The sequence below is a fragment of the Streptomyces sp. NPDC058812 genome (genome assembly GCF_042744565.1).
Classification (GTDB): Bacteria; Actinomycetota; Actinomycetes; order Streptomycetales; family Streptomycetaceae; genus Streptomyces; species Streptomyces thinghirensis.
Genome location: NZ_JBHYOB010000009.1, coordinates 71,135 through 87,708, shown reverse-complemented (window position 1 = coordinate 87,708; position 16,574 = coordinate 71,135). Strand labels below are relative to the sequence as shown.

16 protein-coding genes are annotated in these 16,574 nt (G+C 72.7%); 7 read left to right on the top strand and 9 right to left on the bottom strand.

What is annotated here, in order from left to right; translation table 11 throughout:
- Nucleotides 1-3: 3 nt before the first annotated feature.
- Nucleotides 4-1,083, bottom strand: coding sequence for a succinyl-diaminopimelate desuccinylase (dapE, locus tag ACFW48_RS20175; protein WP_386316447.1), 1,080 nt, complete (start codon nucleotides 1,081-1,083; stop codon nucleotides 4-6).
- 84 nt (nucleotides 1,084-1,167) lie between these two features.
- Between dapE and ACFW48_RS20170 the strand changes: the two genes are divergently transcribed.
- Both ACFW48_RS20170 and ACFW48_RS20165 read left to right on the top strand, forming a co-directional pair.
- A complete protein-coding gene (locus ACFW48_RS20170; RefSeq protein WP_386316445.1) occupies nucleotides 1,168-2,160 on the top strand; it encodes a heavy metal transporter in 993 nt (330 codons plus the stop codon).
- Nucleotides 2,161-2,482: 322 nt separating this feature from the next.
- A complete protein-coding gene (locus tag ACFW48_RS20165; protein WP_386316443.1) occupies nucleotides 2,483-2,932 on the top strand; it encodes an ATP-binding protein in 450 nt (149 codons plus the stop codon).
- Between the two features lie 89 nt (nucleotides 2,933-3,021).
- On the opposite strand, the gene ACFW48_RS20160 is transcribed toward ACFW48_RS20165, so the two are convergent.
- Together ACFW48_RS20160 and fdxA are read right to left on the bottom strand one after the other, a co-directional pair.
- Complete coding sequence (locus ACFW48_RS20160; protein ID WP_386316441.1) at nucleotides 3,022-4,119, bottom strand: bifunctional succinyldiaminopimelate transaminase/glutamate-prephenate aminotransferase; 1,098 nt, start codon at nucleotides 4,117-4,119, stop codon at nucleotides 3,022-3,024.
- A 133-nt stretch (nucleotides 4,120-4,252) separates the two neighbouring features.
- Nucleotides 4,253-4,573: a ferredoxin gene (fdxA, locus tag ACFW48_RS20155; RefSeq protein WP_006603298.1), complete on the bottom strand. Its 321-nt coding sequence runs from the start codon at nucleotides 4,571-4,573 to the stop codon at nucleotides 4,253-4,255.
- A 140-nt stretch (nucleotides 4,574-4,713) separates the two neighbouring features.
- Here fdxA and ACFW48_RS20150 point away from each other — a divergent pair, with 140 nt between their 5' ends.
- Both ACFW48_RS20150 and ACFW48_RS20145 read left to right on the top strand, forming a co-directional pair.
- Nucleotides 4,714-5,727: a GNAT family N-acetyltransferase gene (locus tag ACFW48_RS20150; RefSeq protein WP_386316439.1), complete on the top strand. Its 1,014-nt coding sequence runs from the start codon at nucleotides 4,714-4,716 to the stop codon at nucleotides 5,725-5,727.
- A gap of 30 nt (nucleotides 5,728-5,757) precedes the next feature.
- Nucleotides 5,758-6,630, top strand: coding sequence for a tetratricopeptide repeat protein (locus ACFW48_RS20145; protein ID WP_386316438.1), 873 nt, complete (start codon nucleotides 5,758-5,760; stop codon nucleotides 6,628-6,630).
- 232 nt (nucleotides 6,631-6,862) lie between these two features.
- On the opposite strand, the gene ACFW48_RS20140 is transcribed toward ACFW48_RS20145, so the two are convergent.
- The 3 genes from ACFW48_RS20140 to mshB all read right to left on the bottom strand — a co-directional run bounded on the left by ACFW48_RS20140 (nucleotide 6,863) and on the right by mshB (nucleotide 10,698).
- Nucleotides 6,863-9,235 carry a hypothetical protein gene (locus tag ACFW48_RS20140; protein WP_386316436.1) on the bottom strand — a complete coding sequence of 791 codons (2,373 nt, stop codon included), beginning with the start codon at nucleotides 9,233-9,235 and terminating at the stop codon, nucleotides 6,863-6,865.
- A gap of 156 nt (nucleotides 9,236-9,391) precedes the next feature.
- On the bottom strand, nucleotides 9,392-9,814 hold the full coding sequence (locus tag ACFW48_RS20135; protein ID WP_386316434.1) for a DUF6113 family protein: 423 nt from the start codon (nucleotides 9,812-9,814) through the stop codon (nucleotides 9,392-9,394).
- Nucleotides 9,811-10,698, bottom strand: a complete 888-nt coding sequence (gene mshB / locus ACFW48_RS20130; RefSeq protein ID WP_386316432.1) for an N-acetyl-1-D-myo-inositol-2-amino-2-deoxy-alpha-D-glucopyranoside deacetylase — start codon at nucleotides 10,696-10,698, stop codon at nucleotides 9,811-9,813. Before mshB ends, ACFW48_RS20135 begins: the two co-directional genes overlap by 4 nt.
- Nucleotides 10,699-10,808: 110 nt before the next feature.
- Here mshB and ACFW48_RS20125 point away from each other — a divergent pair, with 110 nt between their 5' ends.
- Together ACFW48_RS20125 and ACFW48_RS20120 are read left to right on the top strand one after the other, a co-directional pair.
- Nucleotides 10,809-11,696 carry a helix-turn-helix domain-containing protein gene (locus ACFW48_RS20125; protein ID WP_386316430.1) on the top strand — a complete coding sequence of 296 codons (888 nt, stop codon included), beginning with the start codon at nucleotides 10,809-10,811 and terminating at the stop codon, nucleotides 11,694-11,696.
- Nucleotides 11,693-11,902, top strand: a complete 210-nt coding sequence (locus ACFW48_RS20120) for a DUF397 domain-containing protein (RefSeq protein ID WP_386316428.1) — start codon at nucleotides 11,693-11,695, stop codon at nucleotides 11,900-11,902. The genes ACFW48_RS20125 and ACFW48_RS20120 overlap by 4 nt, the downstream gene beginning before the upstream one ends.
- Here ACFW48_RS20120 and ACFW48_RS20115 read toward each other — a convergent pair.
- Entirely contained in the window at nucleotides 11,892-12,086 is a 195-nt protein-coding gene (locus ACFW48_RS20115) for a hypothetical protein (protein ID WP_121749054.1), read from the bottom strand. The genes ACFW48_RS20120 and ACFW48_RS20115 overlap by 11 nt on opposite strands.
- Nucleotides 12,087-12,284: 198 nt before the next feature.
- Between ACFW48_RS20115 and ACFW48_RS20110 the strand changes: the two genes are divergently transcribed.
- A complete protein-coding gene (locus tag ACFW48_RS20110) occupies nucleotides 12,285-14,399 on the top strand; it encodes a prolyl oligopeptidase family serine peptidase (RefSeq protein ID WP_386316426.1) in 2,115 nt (704 codons plus the stop codon).
- Nucleotides 14,400-14,527: 128 nt separating this feature from the next.
- On the opposite strand, the gene ACFW48_RS20105 is transcribed toward ACFW48_RS20110, so the two are convergent.
- Nucleotides 14,528-15,592: an ABC transporter ATP-binding protein gene (locus ACFW48_RS20105; RefSeq protein ID WP_386316424.1), complete on the bottom strand. Its 1,065-nt coding sequence runs from the start codon at nucleotides 15,590-15,592 to the stop codon at nucleotides 14,528-14,530.
- A complete protein-coding gene (locus ACFW48_RS20100; RefSeq protein ID WP_386316422.1) occupies nucleotides 15,585-16,568 on the bottom strand; it encodes an ABC transporter ATP-binding protein in 984 nt (327 codons plus the stop codon). The genes ACFW48_RS20105 and ACFW48_RS20100 overlap by 8 nt, the downstream gene beginning before the upstream one ends.
- Nucleotides 16,569-16,574: the final 6 nt, after the last annotated feature.

Sequence of the window (16,574 nt, the reverse complement as noted above, 5' to 3'; positions counted from 1 at the left end):
GGATCACGCCGTCAGCCAGGACCGCAGGCGCTCCTCCCCCGCGAGGATCTTCGCCGTCTCGACCCGCTCGTCGCGCTTGTGCGCCAAGTGCGGGTTGCCCGGGCCGTAGTTGACCGCGGGGACGCCGAGCGCCGAGAAGCGCGACACGTCCGTCCAGCCGTACTTGGGCTGCGGGGTGCCGCCCACCGCCTCGATGAAGGCCGCCGCGGCCGGGTGGGACAGCCCCGGCAGGGCCGCGCCGCTGTGGTCGTCGACCACGAACTCCGCCACCCCGCAGTCCGCGAAGACCTCCCGCACGTGGGCGAGGGCCTCCTCGGGGCTGCGGTCCGGGGCGTAGCGGAAGTTGACCGTGACCACGCACTCGTCGGGGATGACGTTGCCCGCGACCCCGCCCGTGACGCCGACCGCGTTCAGGCCCTCGCGGTACTCCAGGCCGTCGATGACCGGGTAGCGCGGCTCGTACGCCGCCAGGCGCGCGAGGATCGGGGCGGCGGCATGGATGGCGTTGGACCCCATCCAGGAGCGCGCGGAGTGCGCCCGCTCCCCCGTCGTCTTCAGCAGCACCCGCAGCGTGCCCTGGCAACCGCCCTCCACCTGGCCGTCCGACGGTTCGAGGAGCACCGCGAAGTCGCCCTCCAGCCACTCGGGGTGCGCCTCGGCGACGTGCCCCAGGCCGTTCAGCTCGGCGGCGACCTCCTCGTTGTCGTAGAAGACGAAGGTCAGGTCGCGGTTGGGGGCCGGGACGGTCGCCGCGATGCGCAGCTGCACGGCGACGCCCGCCTTCATGTCGCAGGTGCCGCAGCCCCACAGGACGCCGTCCTCGTCCAGCCGGGACGGTACGTTGTCGGCGATCGGGACGGTGTCGATGTGGCCGGCCAGGATCACGCGCTCCGCCCGGCCCAGGGCCGTACGGGCCACCACGTTGTTGCCGTACCGCTCGACCGTCAGGTGCGGCAGGGCGCGCAGGGCGCTCTCGATCGCGTCCGCGAGCGGCTCCTCGGTGCCGCTCTCGGAGGGGAAGTCGACGAGCCGCGCGGTGAGCTCCGCGGCGTCCAGCGTGAGGTCAAGCGGGGTATCGGCCATGGCCCCGACCCTAACGCCCCTGCCCTTTCGGGCACTGTCCGTACCCGGCGTACACCACTCCCTACCCTCCAGTACCTTGTACGCGTGCTTCAGCCGTCGCCATCCCGCAAACGCCATGGCCGCCTTCTCCGTTCCGGCGCGGCCTCCGTGGTCCTGCTCGCGGTCGCCGGGTACCTCGCGGTGCAGTACGTCACCGGGGGCGCCCCGGGCTGCGAGGTCGTCTCGGCCGAGGACGACCGGACGACCTACGAGTTCACGCCGGAGCAGGCGGTGAACGCGGCGACGATCACCGCCGTGGGCACCGCGCGCAACCTGCCGGAGCGGGCGGTGACGATCGCGCTGGCGACCGCGCTGCAGGAGTCGACGCTGCGCAACATCGACTACGGCGACCGCGACTCGCTCGGTCTGTTCCAGCAGCGGCCCTCCCAGGGCTGGGGCACCCCGGCGGAGATCATGGACCCGGCCTACTCGGCGGCGAAGTTCTACGACGAGCTGGTCGAGGTGCCCGGATACACCCGCCTCCCGCTGACCGTCGCCGCCCAGCGCGTGCAGCGCAGCGGCTTCCCGGATGCCTACGCCAAGCACGAAACGGACGCCAGGCTGCTCGCCGCCGCGCTGACCGGGCGGTCCGCGGCGACGCTGACCTGCGAGGGGCGCCCCGGCGCGGCCCGGGCCCAGGGGCCGGACGCGGTCCGCGCGGCGCTCGTACGGGACTTCGGGCAGGACGTGCTCCAGTCGGCCGGCGCGGCCGCGGACGACGCCTCGGCGGCCACGGCCTCGCCGTCACCGAGCAGGGGCGCCGCGGGCACCACGGGCCGCGCGGGCGGCTCCGACGGCCGGACCGTGACGCTGCCCGTGGCCGGCTCGGGTGCGGAGGAGCGCCTCGAACAGCGCGGCTGGCAGCTGGCGCACTGGGCGGTGGCCAACGCCTCCTCGCTGCGCATCGAGCGGGTCTCCTACGCGGGCCGGGAGTGGACCGCGGGAAGCACCGACAGCAAGTGGCGTCCGACGGGTGCGGGCAGCACCGGCGGCGCCGAGCGGGCCGCGGGCGCCGTCCGCATCACCTCCGCGCGGTAGCGCTCGCCCGTACGGTTCGTCACTCCTGGGAGTTACCCGCACCGGCGTCGGGTCGACGCGGTGCACGGGTTTTCCGGTCATCACCCGCGAATCCGCCGGAGCCCAGGAAAAACAAGGGCTGTAAGGGTTCGGCAGACTTTCCGACCGGAGCCCTTTTGCCCGTTTTTCTGTGCACCTGATAATGCGACACATTGCCAACTCTTTACTTCGTGCCGCCGCAACCTTCGTGGCCTTCGAGCGGTAGTCACTGCGTCCGAGCCCGGTCGATCACTCGCCGGGCACGGTCGGATTCCTCATCACTGACTTCCGTCTAAGGAGCATCATGTCCCTCCCCCTGACCCGCCGGATCGCCCGTGCCGCGCTGCTCGTCGCTGCGGGAGCGGCTGCCGGGGTCGGTGCGGCCGGCTCCGCCAGCGCGGCTCCCGAACTGCCGGCCACCCCGAACCTCGGGGGACTGACCGCCCTGGACGGGGCGAACGTCGGCAACACCGTCGACGCCGCGGCCCAGAGCGTCACCGAGACCGCGGGCGACACCGGCAGCAAGGCCGTCAAGAAGACCGTGCCGGCCGCGGGCAAGACCGGTGGCTCGGTCGTCAAGAAGACCACCCCCGTGGCGCAGAAGGCCGCCGGGGACGCGGCGGGCTCCGCCGGGGAGATCGTCGGTGACACCGCGGGGACCGCCACCGAGGGCGGGCTGCCGACGGACGCGCTGGGCAAGGGCGGGCTGCCGGCCACCGGTTCGCTGCCGGTGCAGGGGCTGCCGCTCGGCTGACGGCGGCCGCGCCCGGCTCGTACTGGCGCCGGGGCCCAGGATTCTTCTCCTGGGCCCCGGCGTTCTGCGTGCCTGCGTCGACCGGGCCGTCAGGCCGTCAGACGCGACACCGCCGCGCGTACGCGCTCGTCCGTGGCCGTGAGGGCGACGCGGACGAAGTCCTCGCCGGCCGGGCCGTAGAAGTCGCCGGGAGCCACCAGGATGCCGCGCTCGGCCAGGTGGGCCACCGTGTCCCAGCAGGACTCGCCGCGGGTGGCCCAGAGGTAGAGGCTGGCCTCGCTGTGCTCGATGCGGAAGCCGTGGCCGAGGAGCGCCTCGCGCAGGGCCGTGCGGCGGGCCGCGTAGCGCTCGCGCTGGACCCGGACGTGCTCGTCGTCGCCGAGGGCCGCCACCACGGCCGCCTGGGTCGGCGCGGACGTCATCATGCCGCCGTGCTTGCGGATCTCCAGGAGGGGCCCCAGGACGGCCGGGTCGCCCGCCAGGAAGGCCGCGCGGTAGCCCGCGAGGTTGGAGCGCTTGGAGAGCGAGTGGACGGCCACCAGGCCGTCGTACGAGCCGCCGTTGACGTCCGGGTGCAGGACGGAGACCGGGTCGGCCTCCCAGCCCAGCTCCAGGTAGCACTCGTCGGAGACGACGAGGACGCCGTGCTCACGGGCCCAGGCCACGATCCGGGTCAGCTCGGCCTTGGCCAGCACCTTGCCGGTCGGGTTCGACGGGGAGTTGAGCCACAGCAGCTTCAGGCCCGTCGGGTCCAGCTCGGTCGGGTCGTCGTACGCCTCGTACTCCGCACGGGCCAGCCGCGCGCCGACCTCGTACGTCGGGTAGGCCAGGCGCGGGAACGCCACCCGGTCGCCGGGGCCGAGGCCCAGCTGGGTCGGGAGCCAGGCGACGAGTTCCTTGGAACCGACGATGGGCAGGACGTGGCGGTGGGTGACGTCGCGGGCGCCGAGGCGGCGCTCGACCCAGCCGGTGATCGCGTCGCGCAGTGCCGGGGTGCCCCAGACGGTCGGGTAGCCCGGGGAGTCCGCCGCGTCGATCAGGGCCTTCTGGATCAGCTCGGGGACCGGGTCGACCGGGGTGCCGACGGAGAGGTCGACGATGCCGTCCGGATGCGCGGCGGCCGTCTTCTTGTACGGCTCCAGCTTGTCCCAGGGGAAGGCGGGAAGGCGGTCGGAGACTGCGGACACGGTTACTGGCTCACTTTCTTCGGTGCGGCCGGTGCCGCCTGTGCTGCTGCAGGGCGAAACGCCTCGGTCCCGCACTGCACCGATCGGGGGCGATCAGCCGTGCGGGACCGAGGCGGCGCGGTGCGAGCCGCTCCTACTGGTTCTGCGGCGGCAGCGCGGCGATGAAGGAGTGGTCGCGCTCGATCAGTCCCAGCTTGCTGGCGCCGCCGGGCGAGCCGAGCTCGTCGAAGAACTCGACGTTCGCCTTGTAGTAGTCCTTCCACTCCTCCGGAGTGTCGTCCTCGTAGAAGATCGCCTCGACCGGGCAGACCGGCTCACAGGCACCACAGTCGACGCATTCGTCCGGGTGGATGTACAAGGACCGCTGGCCCTCGTAGATGCAGTCGACCGGGCACTCCTCGATGCACGCCTTGTCCTTCACGTCGACACAAGGCTGCGCGATGACGTAGGTCACGCTGTCGTTCCTCCTCGATAGGGCGCTGGCGGGCCTCCTCAGGCTCCGCCGCCTGGCGCGCGGGAGCGCGGCGTCGTCGATGCCCGCCCCTAGTATCTCCGTTCTTGGGCATGATCCGAACAGGAGGGGTGAACCGACCCGTGGAAATCTCTGCCGCAGGGCGCCTTGAGGTCCGTATCACCGTTGCTGACGTGGGCAAACGAGTCTCCGTACGGCGCTTGAGCGAACCGGGTGTCGCGGGTGAGAAGTTCACCGACACGGTGGGTGTTCTCACATCATGGGACGACGGTGTGTTGCAGATCATACGGAAGAGTGGCGAGTCGGTCCGTGTCCCGGAGTCCGCGCTGGTCGCGGGCAAGGTCGTGCCGTCGGCGCCAGCGCGGCGGCGCGGTCCCGCCGCCTCGTACGAGGAGCTGGCGCGGGTCGCCTCGCGGGCGTGGCGGCCGGTGGAGAGCGAGCGGCTCGGTGAGTGGGAGCTGCGGGCGGCCGCCGGGTTCACGCGGCGGGCCAACTCCGTGCTCCCGCTCGGCGATCCGGGGCTGCCGCTCGACGAGGCGCTGACCGCCGTACGACGCTGGTACGCCGAACGGGGTCTGCCCGCGTACGTCCAGACCGCCACCGGGGCCGAGGGCACCCAGGAGCCGCTGTGCGCGGAGCTGGAGCGGCGGGGCTGGGTGCGGGAGGTGACGGCCGAGGTGTGGACCGGCGGGCTGGCGCCGGTCGCCGACCTGGCGGAGGGGACCGGTGTGGTTCTCTCCCGGGAGGCGGACGAGGCGTGGCTGGCGCGGTACCAGCGCAAGGGCGTGAGCGAGGTGGCCCTGCGGGTACTGGCCGGAGGGCCGTCGGTGTGGTTCGCGACGGTGCCCGGTGCGGACGCGGCCGCCCCGGCGGCGATCGGGCGGTGTGTCGTGGACGGGCGGTGGGCCTCCTTCGCGGCCGTCGAGGTCGACCCCGCGCAGCGGCGCCGGGGGCTCGCGACCGCCGTGATGGCCGCGCTGGCCCGGCGGGCGCTCGACGAGGGCGCGTCGGCGGCGTGGCTCCAGGTCGAGACGGACAACGCGGGGGCGCGGGCGCTGTACGCCGGGATGGGCTTCGCGGCGCATCACGCGTACCACCACTACCGGGAGCCCGCGAGCGCCGGGGCGGACCGGTAACCGATCGCCGTGGAAGGGCACGAGCCAGCTATGCGTCACCCACGTTCTCCGCATCCGCCGTCGCCGGAACGCTCCGCCGAGGTGCGGCGGCGGTTCGCCGAGGAGGCACGCTCCGAGCGGCCCGACCTGGCCACGCTGTGCCTGCTGGTGGGCGCGGAGGCGGACGGGGCGCTGGACGAGGCGGGGCTGGACGCCGCGCAGATGGAGCTCGACCGGCTGGCCGGGCAGCTGCCGTTCCGGCCGGGTTCGCCGTCGGCATGGGCGGCGGCACTGCGGGACCTGCTCGGCGAGCGGTACGGCTTCCACGGGGTCGCCGCGGACTACCAGCGGCTGGAGTCGTCGTTGCTGCACGAGGTGCTGCGGCGCCGGCGCGGGCTGCCGATCATGCTGTCCGTGGTGTGGCTGGAGGTGGCCCGGCGGGCGGGGGCGCCGGTGTACGGGGTCGCGCTGCCGGGGCACTTCGTGGTCGGGTTCGGGGCGGAGTCCGGGCCGGAGGAGGGGCGGGTGCTCGCCGATCCGTTCGACGGGGGCCGGGTGCTCAGCGGGAACGACGCGGAGGTGCTGGTGGCGGGGGTGGCGGGGGCCGCCCTGCATCCGTCGATGCTGGAGCCCGCGGCGCCGTTGGAGGTGGTGTCGCGCATCCTGAACAACATCCGGGCGTGGGCGGCGGCCCGGCCCGAGCGGTCGGATGTCGGGCTGTGGGCGATCGAGCTGGCGTTGCTGCTGCCCGCGCACCCGGCGCGGCTGCGGTACGAGCGGGCCCGGTTGCTGGTGCAGCGGGGGGAGTTCTCGGCGGGGGCCGGGGAGTTGGAGGCGTACGCGGAGGTTGTGGGGGCGGTGGACGAGGCGGTCGCGGAGCAGGTCCGGGGGGAGGCGCGGGCGGCTCGCGCCATGCTCAACTGAGTACGCGAGGGCCTGTATTGAGTTCCCCGTCGTCCGCCCGAAGGGCGGGCGCAGCGGCGGTCGGTGCGTGCGATCGGTGTGCGGCGGTCCAGGTCATGTGGCGGAGCCACCTGTCCTGGACCGCCGTGCAGCGAGCGTGCGTGCCGGGCGCCGCTGCGCAGACGGGGAACTCAATACAGGCCCTAGGGGGCCGCCCGGCGAGTGCCGGGCGCCCCCTCGCGGAGTGGTGTCGTCAGCTGGGGTTGGTCTCGATGACCGCCACGCGGTCGGTCTTGCTCTTGAGGGCCTGGCGCAGGGCGCCGTAGACGTCCTCGGGGGTGACGGGCGTCTTCTCACCGTTGGCGCGGGTGATGAGCACGCCGTCGAACGTCCCGCCGTACAGTTCCTTGAGGGCGTTGAGGTCGGGCTTGTCGACGAGTTTGCCGTTGACGGCCGTGACCCGGAGGAACTTCCACAGCGACTTCTCCGGGCTCATCAGGATGGAGTGCGCGGCGTCGGTCCGCACGGTCACCTTCGCCGACATCGCCGGCTCGGCGAACTCCTTCATGATCCGGTCGACCTCGGCCTTGGAGACCGTGGGCTGCTGGGTGGTCGTCGGCACGTTCACCGGGGTGGCGGTGCCCGTCTCCACCTGGGCGCGGTACGCCTCCTGCACGGCCTCGGTCGACTTGGCGACGTCGATGCCCTTGCCGGCCTTGCCGTACACGGGGACGGCCTTGCCGGACTCGAACCTGACGGTGCCCTCGGTCACCGATCCGGCCCCGCCGGCGGCGTCCTCCAGGGCCGCGTGCAGCTTCTCCTCGTCGACGGGCATGACCGGGTCGACGACACGCTGCCGGCCGAGGAGGGAGCCGAAGACGGACATCGGGTTGTAGTCGCTCTTCGCCGCCGCGCTGGCCGTGGCCTGCGTGTCGAGCTGGAGCCCCGCCTGGTCCGGCTTCAGGGAGACCGTCTCGCCGCCCACCGTGAGCTTGAGCGGCTTGCTCGCGCGGGCGGAGAGGACGTCGTCCAGCTTCTCGACGGCGTCGTCGCGCGTGCCGCCGCCGATGTCGACGCCGAGCACGGTGGTGCCCTTGGGCACGTCGGAGCGGTTCATGAGCAGGCCGGCGCCGTAGGTGACACCGGCGACGAAGACCAGGCCGCCGACGAGCAGCGGAAGCTTCCTGCGGCCCTTCTTCTTGGCCGGCTTGGCGGAGCTCGCCGGGGGCGCGGAGACCGGCTCGGGCAGCTTCGGGGGCGTGTGCGGCAGCGGTCCGTCACCGGGCGCGCCCTGGAATGGCGGCGCGTTCCGGTCGGTCGGCACGACGGGGATGCCGCTGGTGACGGTGTTCCCGGAGACGTTGTCCGGGTTGCCGTAGCCGGGAGTGCCCGGCTCGGGGGCCGGCTTCTGCGGGGTGAGGATCGCGGTGTCGTCGCTGAGCCCGCCACCGGGGCCGAGACGGGCGGCGTCGGCGCCGGTGCCGGGCCCCTGCGGCCTGCCCGGGCCACCGGGAACGCCGGGACCGCCCGGACCACCCGGACCACCGGGTCCCCCGGGGCCTCCCGGGCCGCGCACGCCGTTCGGTGCGGGCCCGCGCTGTCCGTTGGGCGCGCCGGGGCCACCGGGCGTCCTGGGCCGGCCCAGGTCGCCGAGATCGCCGACCGGGGGCGGTGTCAGTCGGCTGTCCCCGGTGACCGGGCCGCTCGTCGCGCCCGCGGGGCCCCGGGTGTCGCCGTACGGGGACTGCCCGTTCGGGCCGCTCTGCCCGCCGCGGGGGCCGGGGCCCTGGCTGCCCTGGCCGTTCTCCGGGAAGTACGGCAGGTCGTCGCGGCGCGGTTCGGCGCCGCCGTCGGAGCCCGGGCGGGTGCCCTTGCCGTTGCCGTTGCCCAGCGGTCCGGCCGCCAGCGCCTCGGTCACGTCGAAGGAGCCGGTGCCGCCACCGTGGCCGGGCGCCACGGGTCCGCCCGTCGCCCCGGAGAGACCGGTGCCGCCCGTGGCGCCGGGCCGGGAGCCGCCCGGCACGTTCATGGAGCCGACGACGCCACCGGGACGGCCACTCCCGCCGCCCGGTCGCGCACCGGCACCGGCACCCGGTCCCGCACCCGCGGGGCCCGCGGAGGGCGCGCCCGGCGTACCGGCCGCCGCGCCGGAACCACCAGCACCTCCGGGCACACCGGCACCGTTGGTGGAGCCGCCGCCCTGAGCACCCTTGCCCGGGCCGGACCTGCGCGGCGCGAACCAGTCGCTGGTCGGCTTGTCCTCGGTCGGCCGGGCGGGCTGCCCCGGCTCGGCGGGGGCCTCGACGGCGCCCGTGGGCTCTGCGGCGCTCGGTGCCGGTGCGGGCCGCTCGGCCGTCGCCTCCGTGTCACCGGCGGCGCCCTCGGCGTCCGCGACGGGCTTGCGCACGACGACCGGCGGGATGGGCCGCGATCCGGGGATGTTGATCCGGATTCGGGTCGTCAGCGTCGTCTCGGTCTTGCGCTCCTCCGGCCGCGAGGCCGAACGGCCCGCGTCCGCACCGGCGTCGGAAGCCGTGGGTGTCCCGTAGGGCGGGGTGCCCGACGGGTATGCGGCTCCGCCGCGCCCGTGGGGCCCGGAGGACGAACTGTCAGTTTCACGACTCAAGGCAGGTTCTCCCGGTTGGCTCCGCCGCCCGGCACACCAGAAAGCGGGCGGCTCGGCGGCGCGCACCACCATACTGGCCACCTCTCGCGCGTATCCCGGGACCGCTGGGGAAACCCACACCGGACTCGCACGCCCGCGCCACGGCGAAGTAGTACGTCACTTGCCAAGTCGGACGGCGCCGCCGTCCGGTTGCCGCACCGGTACGAGGGTGGCGCACATCACAGCGACGGCGATCCCGCCGAGCAGGAAGAGGTACGAGCCGCTGCCGGCCGCGAAGAGGAAGTCGCCCTCGGGACGGCTGGTCGTGAGCAGGACCACGGCGAGCGCCCAGCCCGCGGCGGGCGCGACGGCCCCGCCCCTGCGGCCCACGGCCCGGCCCGCTCCGACGCAGAGTCCCGCCTCGGCGGCCAGCGCGAGCAGCAGCCCGCCCGGGAACCACCCCGGCTGCACCAGCGCGCCCGCCACCCCGACCAGGGCACCGAGCACGAAGAGCCCCAGGTAGAGGGCGGCCCGCCCGAGCGAGGGCGCGCGCAGTGGCTGAGCCAGGGCGGAGGTCGTCGGCTCGGTACGCCCGCTCATGACGCCACCTCGATCCCGGCGATCCCCTCGATCCCGGCGAAGAGGTCGCTCTCGCGTCCGTCGCCGTCACCGGACCGCTCGCCGCGCACCAGCTCGTAGTACTCGGTGGTGAAGACCGGCTGGGCCAGTTCGTTGGAGAGGACGAAGTACGGCTCGGCGACGGTGATCTGCGTGACGTGCGCGCGCATGGCCGCGGTCTTGGCGGCGTTCGCGCCGCCGTCGCCGCGGATCTCGGTGGTGATCCGCTCGTCGTCGACGACGCCCGGTACGTCCTCGACGCCGGCCGCCTTCTCGAAGGGCAGGCCGGGCAGGTCGTCGCGGAGGCGGGCGAAGGCGTCCTCGGCGACGGTGCGCGGGACGCGGTTCCAGTAGACCTTGTCGACGGGGCAGCCCGCCTCGGCCGCCAGCTCGGCGGCACGCATGGCGATGCGGTGGGCCTGGATGTGGTCGGGGTGGCCGTAGCCGCCGTCGGGGTCGTAGGTGACGAGCACCTGGGGACGCACCTCGCGGATCACCTCGACGAGGAGTTCGGCGGCCCGGTCGACGTCCGCCTGCCACAGGCAGCCGGGGTCGTCGTTGTCGGGCAGACCCATCATCCCGGAGTCGGCGAACCGTCCCGGCCCGCCGAGCAGCCGGAAGTCGTCGACGCCGAGTGCGCGCATCGCCGCCGCCAGCTCGCCCCTGCGGTGCCCGCCCAGGGCGGCTCCGGTCAGGTGCCCCAGCTCGGGCGGGATGACCTCGCCCCGTTCGCCGAGGGTGCAGGTCACCAGCGTCACGTGGGCGCCTTCGGCGGCGTACCTGGCCATGGTGACGCCGTTGTTGATCGACTCGTCGTCCGGGTGCGCGTGCACCAGCAGCAGACGCCGGGCGGGGAGTTCCGTCATGGGCTCCACCCTATGACTGTCCGGGGCTTGTCCAGTGCCGTCCGGGCTGTCGGCGGCGTTGCCCTGGGTAAGGCGAGGCTGTGCGGCACGGGAGTACGGAGGGGCGCGACATGTCGGTGGACGACGAGGCGACGGTACGGCTCGGGGACGGGACGGAGCAGGCGGACGAGCCCGGGTGGGAGGTGGACCCGAACGACGACTGGGCGCTCGCCGTGGTCGCCACGGTGGGGAGGCAGCTGAAGCTACGGCGCGAGGCGGCGGGAATGCGGGCCGCCGAGTTCGCGACGGCGGTCGGGTACGGCGAGGACCTGGTCTACAAGGTCGAGGGCGGGAAGCGGATCCCCCGGCTCGACTATCTCGACGCGGCGGACCGGCTGCTGGACGCGGGCGGCCTCATCGCGGCGATGAAGGAGGACGTGAAGAAGGTCCGGTACCCGAAGAAGGTGCGGGATCTGGCGCAGATGGAGGCGCGTGCGGTGGAGCTTCAGCTGTACGACCCGCTGAACGTCCATGGGCTGCTGCAGACGCCCGAGTACGCGCGTGGGCTGCTCATGATGCGGCGCCCCGCCTACTCGAAGGACGAGGTCGAGCGGTTCATCGCGGCGCGCGTGGCCCGCAAGGCCGTCTTCGAGCGGGACCCGGCGCCCGAACTCAGCTTCGTCCTGGAAGAGTGGACACTCAGGCGCCCTCTGGGCGGAAGGGCGAACCTGCGCCGCCAGTTGGAGCATCTGCTGGAAGTCGGGCAGTTGAGGACCGTCGAGTTGCAAGTGATGCCGATGGACCGCGAGGAGCACGCCGGCCTGGCGGGCGGCATCGAGGTGCTGAAGTTCCAGGACGGCTCGATGGTGGGACGTTCGCCGGTGGTGGCCTACGGCCGACCGGTGTCGGAGCCCAAGCAGCTACGTATCCTTGAACTCCGGTATGGCATCATCCGGGCGCAGGCCTTCACCCCGCGTGAGTCGGCCGCGTTCATCGAGCGACTGCTGGGGGAGACATGATCCGCGAAACCGACCTGGCGTGGTTCAAGAGCAGCTACAGCAGCAGCAGCGAGGGTGACTCCTGCGTCGAGATCGCCACCGAGCCCGGCACCGTCCACGTCCGCGACTCCAAGCACACCGATGCCGGACCGCGACTCGCTCTGGCGCCGGAGGCGTGGGCCTCGTTCCTGTCCGGCACTTTCACGTGGCCGGCCGTCAGAAGTTGATGCTCCCGATCATCCCCGCGAGGTTCGTCGTCAGCTCACTGATCGTGGGCGCGACGGTCGACGAAGCCAGGTAGAAGCCGAGGAGCATGCACACGACCGCGTGCCCCGCCTTCAACCCTGACTTCTTGACCAGCAGGAAGACGATGATCGCCAGCAGCACAACCGCCGAAATCGAGAGTGCCACGGCGGCTCACCTCCAATAAGCCCAGGGACATGGGGAGGGTCGGACGCGGTCGGACGCGGTCCTACCTTGGGGCAGATAAATCCACGCAGCGGGCATCTGGTTGATACCCACTATGCGCTAGTGATCATAACTATCCGTGCGCGCGCATCTCTCGGCGCACGGCCGCACAAGGGGGCGCATGGCCAATATGGTCGAGGCATGACGACCGAGTCCGACTCCTTCCCCAAACGGCACGCCCGCACCCAGCGGTTCACGCTCGGCGCGCCGCGTTCGTTCACCGTGGCACCCGACGGTTCCCGGGTCGCCTTCCTGCGCTCCGGTGCCGGCACGGACCGGGCCAATTCACTGTGGATCCTCGATACCGAGGAGGGCGGCGAGCGCGTCGCCGCCGATCCGCGCGCCCTCCTGGGAGGCGCCGAGGAGCATCTGTCGCCCGAGGAGCGGGCGCGGCGTGAGCGCAGCCGCGAGGGCGGCGCCGGTATCGTCGGCTACGCCACCGACGCGGCCGTCGAGCTGGCCTCTTTCGCCTTGTCAGGGCGGCTCTTCGCGGCCGAGCTGCGGGCCGGGACGGCGCGCGAACTGCCCACCCCCGGACCGGTGATCGACCCGCGCCCCTCCCCCGACGGCAGGCACATCGCCTACGCCGCCCAGGGCGCCCTGCGGGTCGTGGGTGCCGAGGGGGACGGGGACAGGGCACTGGCCGAGGCGGACGCGGAGGGCGTCACCCACGGGCTCGCCGAGTTCATCGCCGCCGAGGAGATGGGGCGCAGCCGGGGCTTCTGGTGGGGACCCGAGTCGGACCGGCTGCTGGTGGCACGCGTGGACGACACGCCGGTCAGCCGGTGGTGGATCTCCGACCCGGCCCATCCCGAGCGTGAGCCACACCACGTGCGGTACCCGGCGGCGGGCACCGCCAACGCGGACGTACGGCTGTTCGTGATCGGGCTGGACGGGGGGCGCACGGAGGTCCTCTGGGACCGGGCGCGGTATCCGTATCTGGCGCGAGTGCACTGGTCAGCGGCGGGTGCGCCACTCATCCTCGTACAGGCGCGCGACCAGCGCAGTCAGTTGTTCCTGGCCGTGGACACCGAGTCCGGGGCGACCCGGATGGTGCACGCCGACGAAGATCCAGTTTGGCTGGAACTCTTCCCCGGCGTGCCCTGCTGGAGCCCCTCCGGGCAGCTCGTGCGGATCGCCGACGAGGGCGGCGCGCGCGTGCTGGCGGTCGGTGAACGCCCGCTCACCGGTGCCCAGTTGCATCTGCGGGCGGTGCTGGACGTCTCCGGCGACGACGTGCTGGTCTCCGCGTCGGCCGGCGAGGAGGCGGCAGAGCCGGAGACGGGCGAAGTACACGTGTACCGGGTGAACGAACTCGGCGTGGAGCGCGTCTCGCAGGAGCCCGGCGTGCACTCGGCGGTACGTGCCGGCGGCGTGACCGTTCTCGTCTCCGCGACGCTCGACCGCCCGGGGGCCCGGGTACAGGTTCTGCGGGACGGGAAGCCGCTGGCGACCGTCGCCTCTTACGCCGAAGACCCTGGTTTGTCCCCGCGCGTGACACTCACCCAGGGGGGCGCACGCCGCGTCCCGTGCGCCGTGCTTATGCCAAGGGACTACCACGGTGACACCTCCCTCCCCGTACTCCTGGACCCGTACGGTGGACCGCACGGTCAGCGCGTGGTGGCCGCGCACAACGCCCACCTCACGTCGCAGTGGTTCGCCGACCAGGGCTTCGCGGTCGTCGTCGCCGACGGGCGGGGCACCCCGGGGCGGTCCCCCGCCTGGGAGAAGGCCATCAAGGACGACGTGGCCGCGGTCGCGCTCCAGGACCAGGTGGACGCGCTCCAGGCCCTCGCCGCGGACTTCCCGCTCGACCTGAACCGGGTCGCCATCCGTGGCTGGTCCTTCGGGGGCTACCTGGCCGCCCTGGCGGCCCTGCGCCGCCCGGACGTCTTCCATGCCGCCGTCGTGGGCGCCCCGGTCACCGACCTGCGGCTGTACGACACCCACTACGAGGAGCGCTACATCGGCCACCCGGGCGAGCAACCGGACGTCTACCGCCGCAACTCGGTGATCGACGACGCGGGCCTGGTCGACGCCGCCGAGCCGCGGCGCCCCATGATGATCATCCACGGGCTCGTGGACGACAACGTGGCGGTAGCCCACTCCCTGCGACTGTCCTCGGCCCTGCTGGCCGCGGGCCGCCCGCACGAGGTGCTCCCGCTGTCCGGCGTCACGCACATGACTCCGCAGGAGTCGGTCGCCGAGAACCTGCTGCTGCTCCAGGTCGACTTCCTCAAGCGGTCACTGGCATAGCGTCACACGGAGGCACCAACCGCTTTAACACGCAGGCAACTTCACCGAAGCGGCACCGATATACGGACGCGCGACGCTGATCAGCGTACGGCCGTGCGGGTGCCGTAAGCGGGCCGGGGAGCGCCATGTCACCCCGGCCCGCCTCCCCCGCCGTCCTGCGTCTCCCCCTCCGGCGGCACCACCTGCTTCTCCTCCGCGAAGTGGCAGGCCGAGTCGTGGGCCGCGGGACCGGTGGCATGCCGGAATTCGGCGGGGACGGCGAGCGCCGGCACCTCCAGGGCGCAGCGCTCCCGCGCCTTCCAGCAGCGGGTGCGGAAGCGGCAGCCGGACGGGATGTTGGTCGGGGACGGCACGTCGCCGGCCAGGATGATGCGCTCGCGGTGCTCCCGGGCCTCCGGGTCGGGCACCGGCACGGCGGACAGCAGCGCCTGCGTGTAGGGGTGCGTGGGATGGTCGTAGATCTCGGCGTCGCGGCCGGTCTCCACGATCCGGCCGAGGTACATCACGCCGACCCGGTCCGAGATGTGCCGGACGATGGACAGGTCGTGGGCGATGAAGATGTAGGACAGGTCGAACTCGTCCTGGAGCCGGCCCATCAGGTTGATCACCTGCGCCTGCACGGACACGTCGAGGGCCGAGACCGGCTCGTCCGCGACGATGATCTCCGGGCGCAGCGCCAGCCCCCGCGCGATGCCGATGCGCTGGCGCTGGCCGCCGGAGAACTGGTGGGGGTAGCGGTTGATGTACTCCGGGTTGAGACCGACGACGTCCAGCAGTTCCTGCACCCGCCCCCGCCGGTCGCCCTTCGGCGCCACCTCCGGGTGGATGTCGTACGCCTCCCCGATGATGTCTCCCACGGTCATGCGGGGGTTGAGGGAGGTGTAGGGGTCCTGGAAGACCATCTGGATGTTGCGGCGTACGGACTTGAGGGCCTTGCCCGACAGCTTGGTGATGTCCTCGCCCTTGTAGCGGATCTCGCCGGCCGTCGGCTTCTCCAGGTTGACCAGCATCTTGGCGACCGTGGACTTGCCGCAGCCGGACTCGCCGACGATGCCCAGTGTCTCGCCGCGGTCGAGGTGGAAGTCGACGCCGTCGACCGCCTTGACCGCGCCGACCTGCTTCTTGAAGAGGATGCCGGTGGTGAGCGGGTAGTGCTTGACGAGACCGCGGACTTCGAGGATCGGCTCAGTCATGCAGGCACTCCCTCCAGAAGTGGCAGGCGCTGCCCCGCTCCGCGTCGGACTCCGTCACGTCGTACAGCGGCGGTACGTCGGTGCGGCAGACGTCCTGGGCCATCGGGCAGCGGGGGTGGAAGGCGCAGCCGGGCGGGATGCGGGTGAGGTTGGGCGGCAGACCCTTGATGGCGTAGAGCTCCTGGCCCTTCTGGTCCAGGCGCGGGATCGAATCCAGCAGGCCGCGCGTGTACGGGTGGGCGGGTGCCTTGTAGATGTCGTGCACCGGCGCCGTCTCCACGATCCGGCCCGCGTACATGACGGCGATCTTGTCGGCCACGTCGGCGACCACGCCCAGGTCGTGGGTGATGAGGATCAGACCCATGTGCAGCTCGCGCTGGAGTTCCGCGAGCAGGTCCATGACCTGGGCCTGGACGGTGACGTCGAGGGCGGTGGTCGGCTCGTCGGCGATGATCAGCTTCGGCTCCAGGGCCATCGCCATGGCGATCATGATGCGCTGGCGCATGCCGCCGGAGAACTGGTGCGGGTACTGCCGCACCCGCTCCTTGGCGGCCGGGATGCGTACGCGGTCCATCAACTCGACGGCCTTGGCGTGGGCGTCCTTGCGCGACATGCCGCGGTGCACGGTGAACATCTCGGCGAGCTGGGCGCCGACGGTGAGGACGGGGTTCAACGACGACAGCGCGTCCTGGAAGATCATCGCCATCTCGGCGCCGCGGACCTTCCGGCGTTCCTCCTCCTTCAGCTTCAGCAGGTCCCGGCCCTCGAAGAGCACCTCGCCCGCGGTGATCCGGCCCGGGGGCATGTCGAGGATGCCCATGACCGTCTGGGCGGTGACGGACTTGCCGGAGCCGGACTCGCCGAGGACGGCCAGGGTCTCGCCCGCGTCGACGCCGTAGCTGACGCCGTTGACGGCCTTGGCGACGCCGTCCCGGGTGTGGAACTCCACGTGCAGGTCGCGCACTTCCAGCAGCATGCGGCG

Coding starts and splice junctions, on each gene's coding strand:
- dapE (WP_386316447.1), bottom strand. CDS start 1,083: ATGGCCGATACCCCGCTTGACCTCACGCTGGACGCCGCGGAGCTCACC.
- ACFW48_RS20165 (WP_386316443.1), top strand. CDS start 2,483: ATGTCCCTCCCCCTGACCCGCCGGATCGCCCGTGCCGCGCTGCTCGTC.
- ACFW48_RS20145 (WP_386316438.1), top strand. CDS start 5,758: ATGCGTCACCCACGTTCTCCGCATCCGCCGTCGCCGGAACGCTCCGCC.
- ACFW48_RS20135 (WP_386316434.1), bottom strand. CDS start 9,814: ATGAGCGGGCGTACCGAGCCGACGACCTCCGCCCTGGCTCAGCCACTG.
- mshB (WP_386316432.1), bottom strand. CDS start 10,698: ATGACGGAACTCCCCGCCCGGCGTCTGCTGCTGGTGCACGCGCACCCG.
- ACFW48_RS20125 (WP_386316430.1), top strand. CDS start 10,809: ATGTCGGTGGACGACGAGGCGACGGTACGGCTCGGGGACGGGACGGAG.
- ACFW48_RS20120 (WP_386316428.1), top strand. CDS start 11,693: ATGATCCGCGAAACCGACCTGGCGTGGTTCAAGAGCAGCTACAGCAGC.
- ACFW48_RS20110 (WP_386316426.1), top strand. CDS start 12,285: ATGACGACCGAGTCCGACTCCTTCCCCAAACGGCACGCCCGCACCCAG.
- ACFW48_RS20105 (WP_386316424.1), bottom strand. CDS start 15,592: ATGACTGAGCCGATCCTCGAAGTCCGCGGTCTCGTCAAGCACTACCCG.
- ACFW48_RS20100 (WP_386316422.1), bottom strand. CDS start 16,568: ATGCTGCTGGAAGTGCGCGACCTGCACGTGGAGTTCCACACCCGGGAC.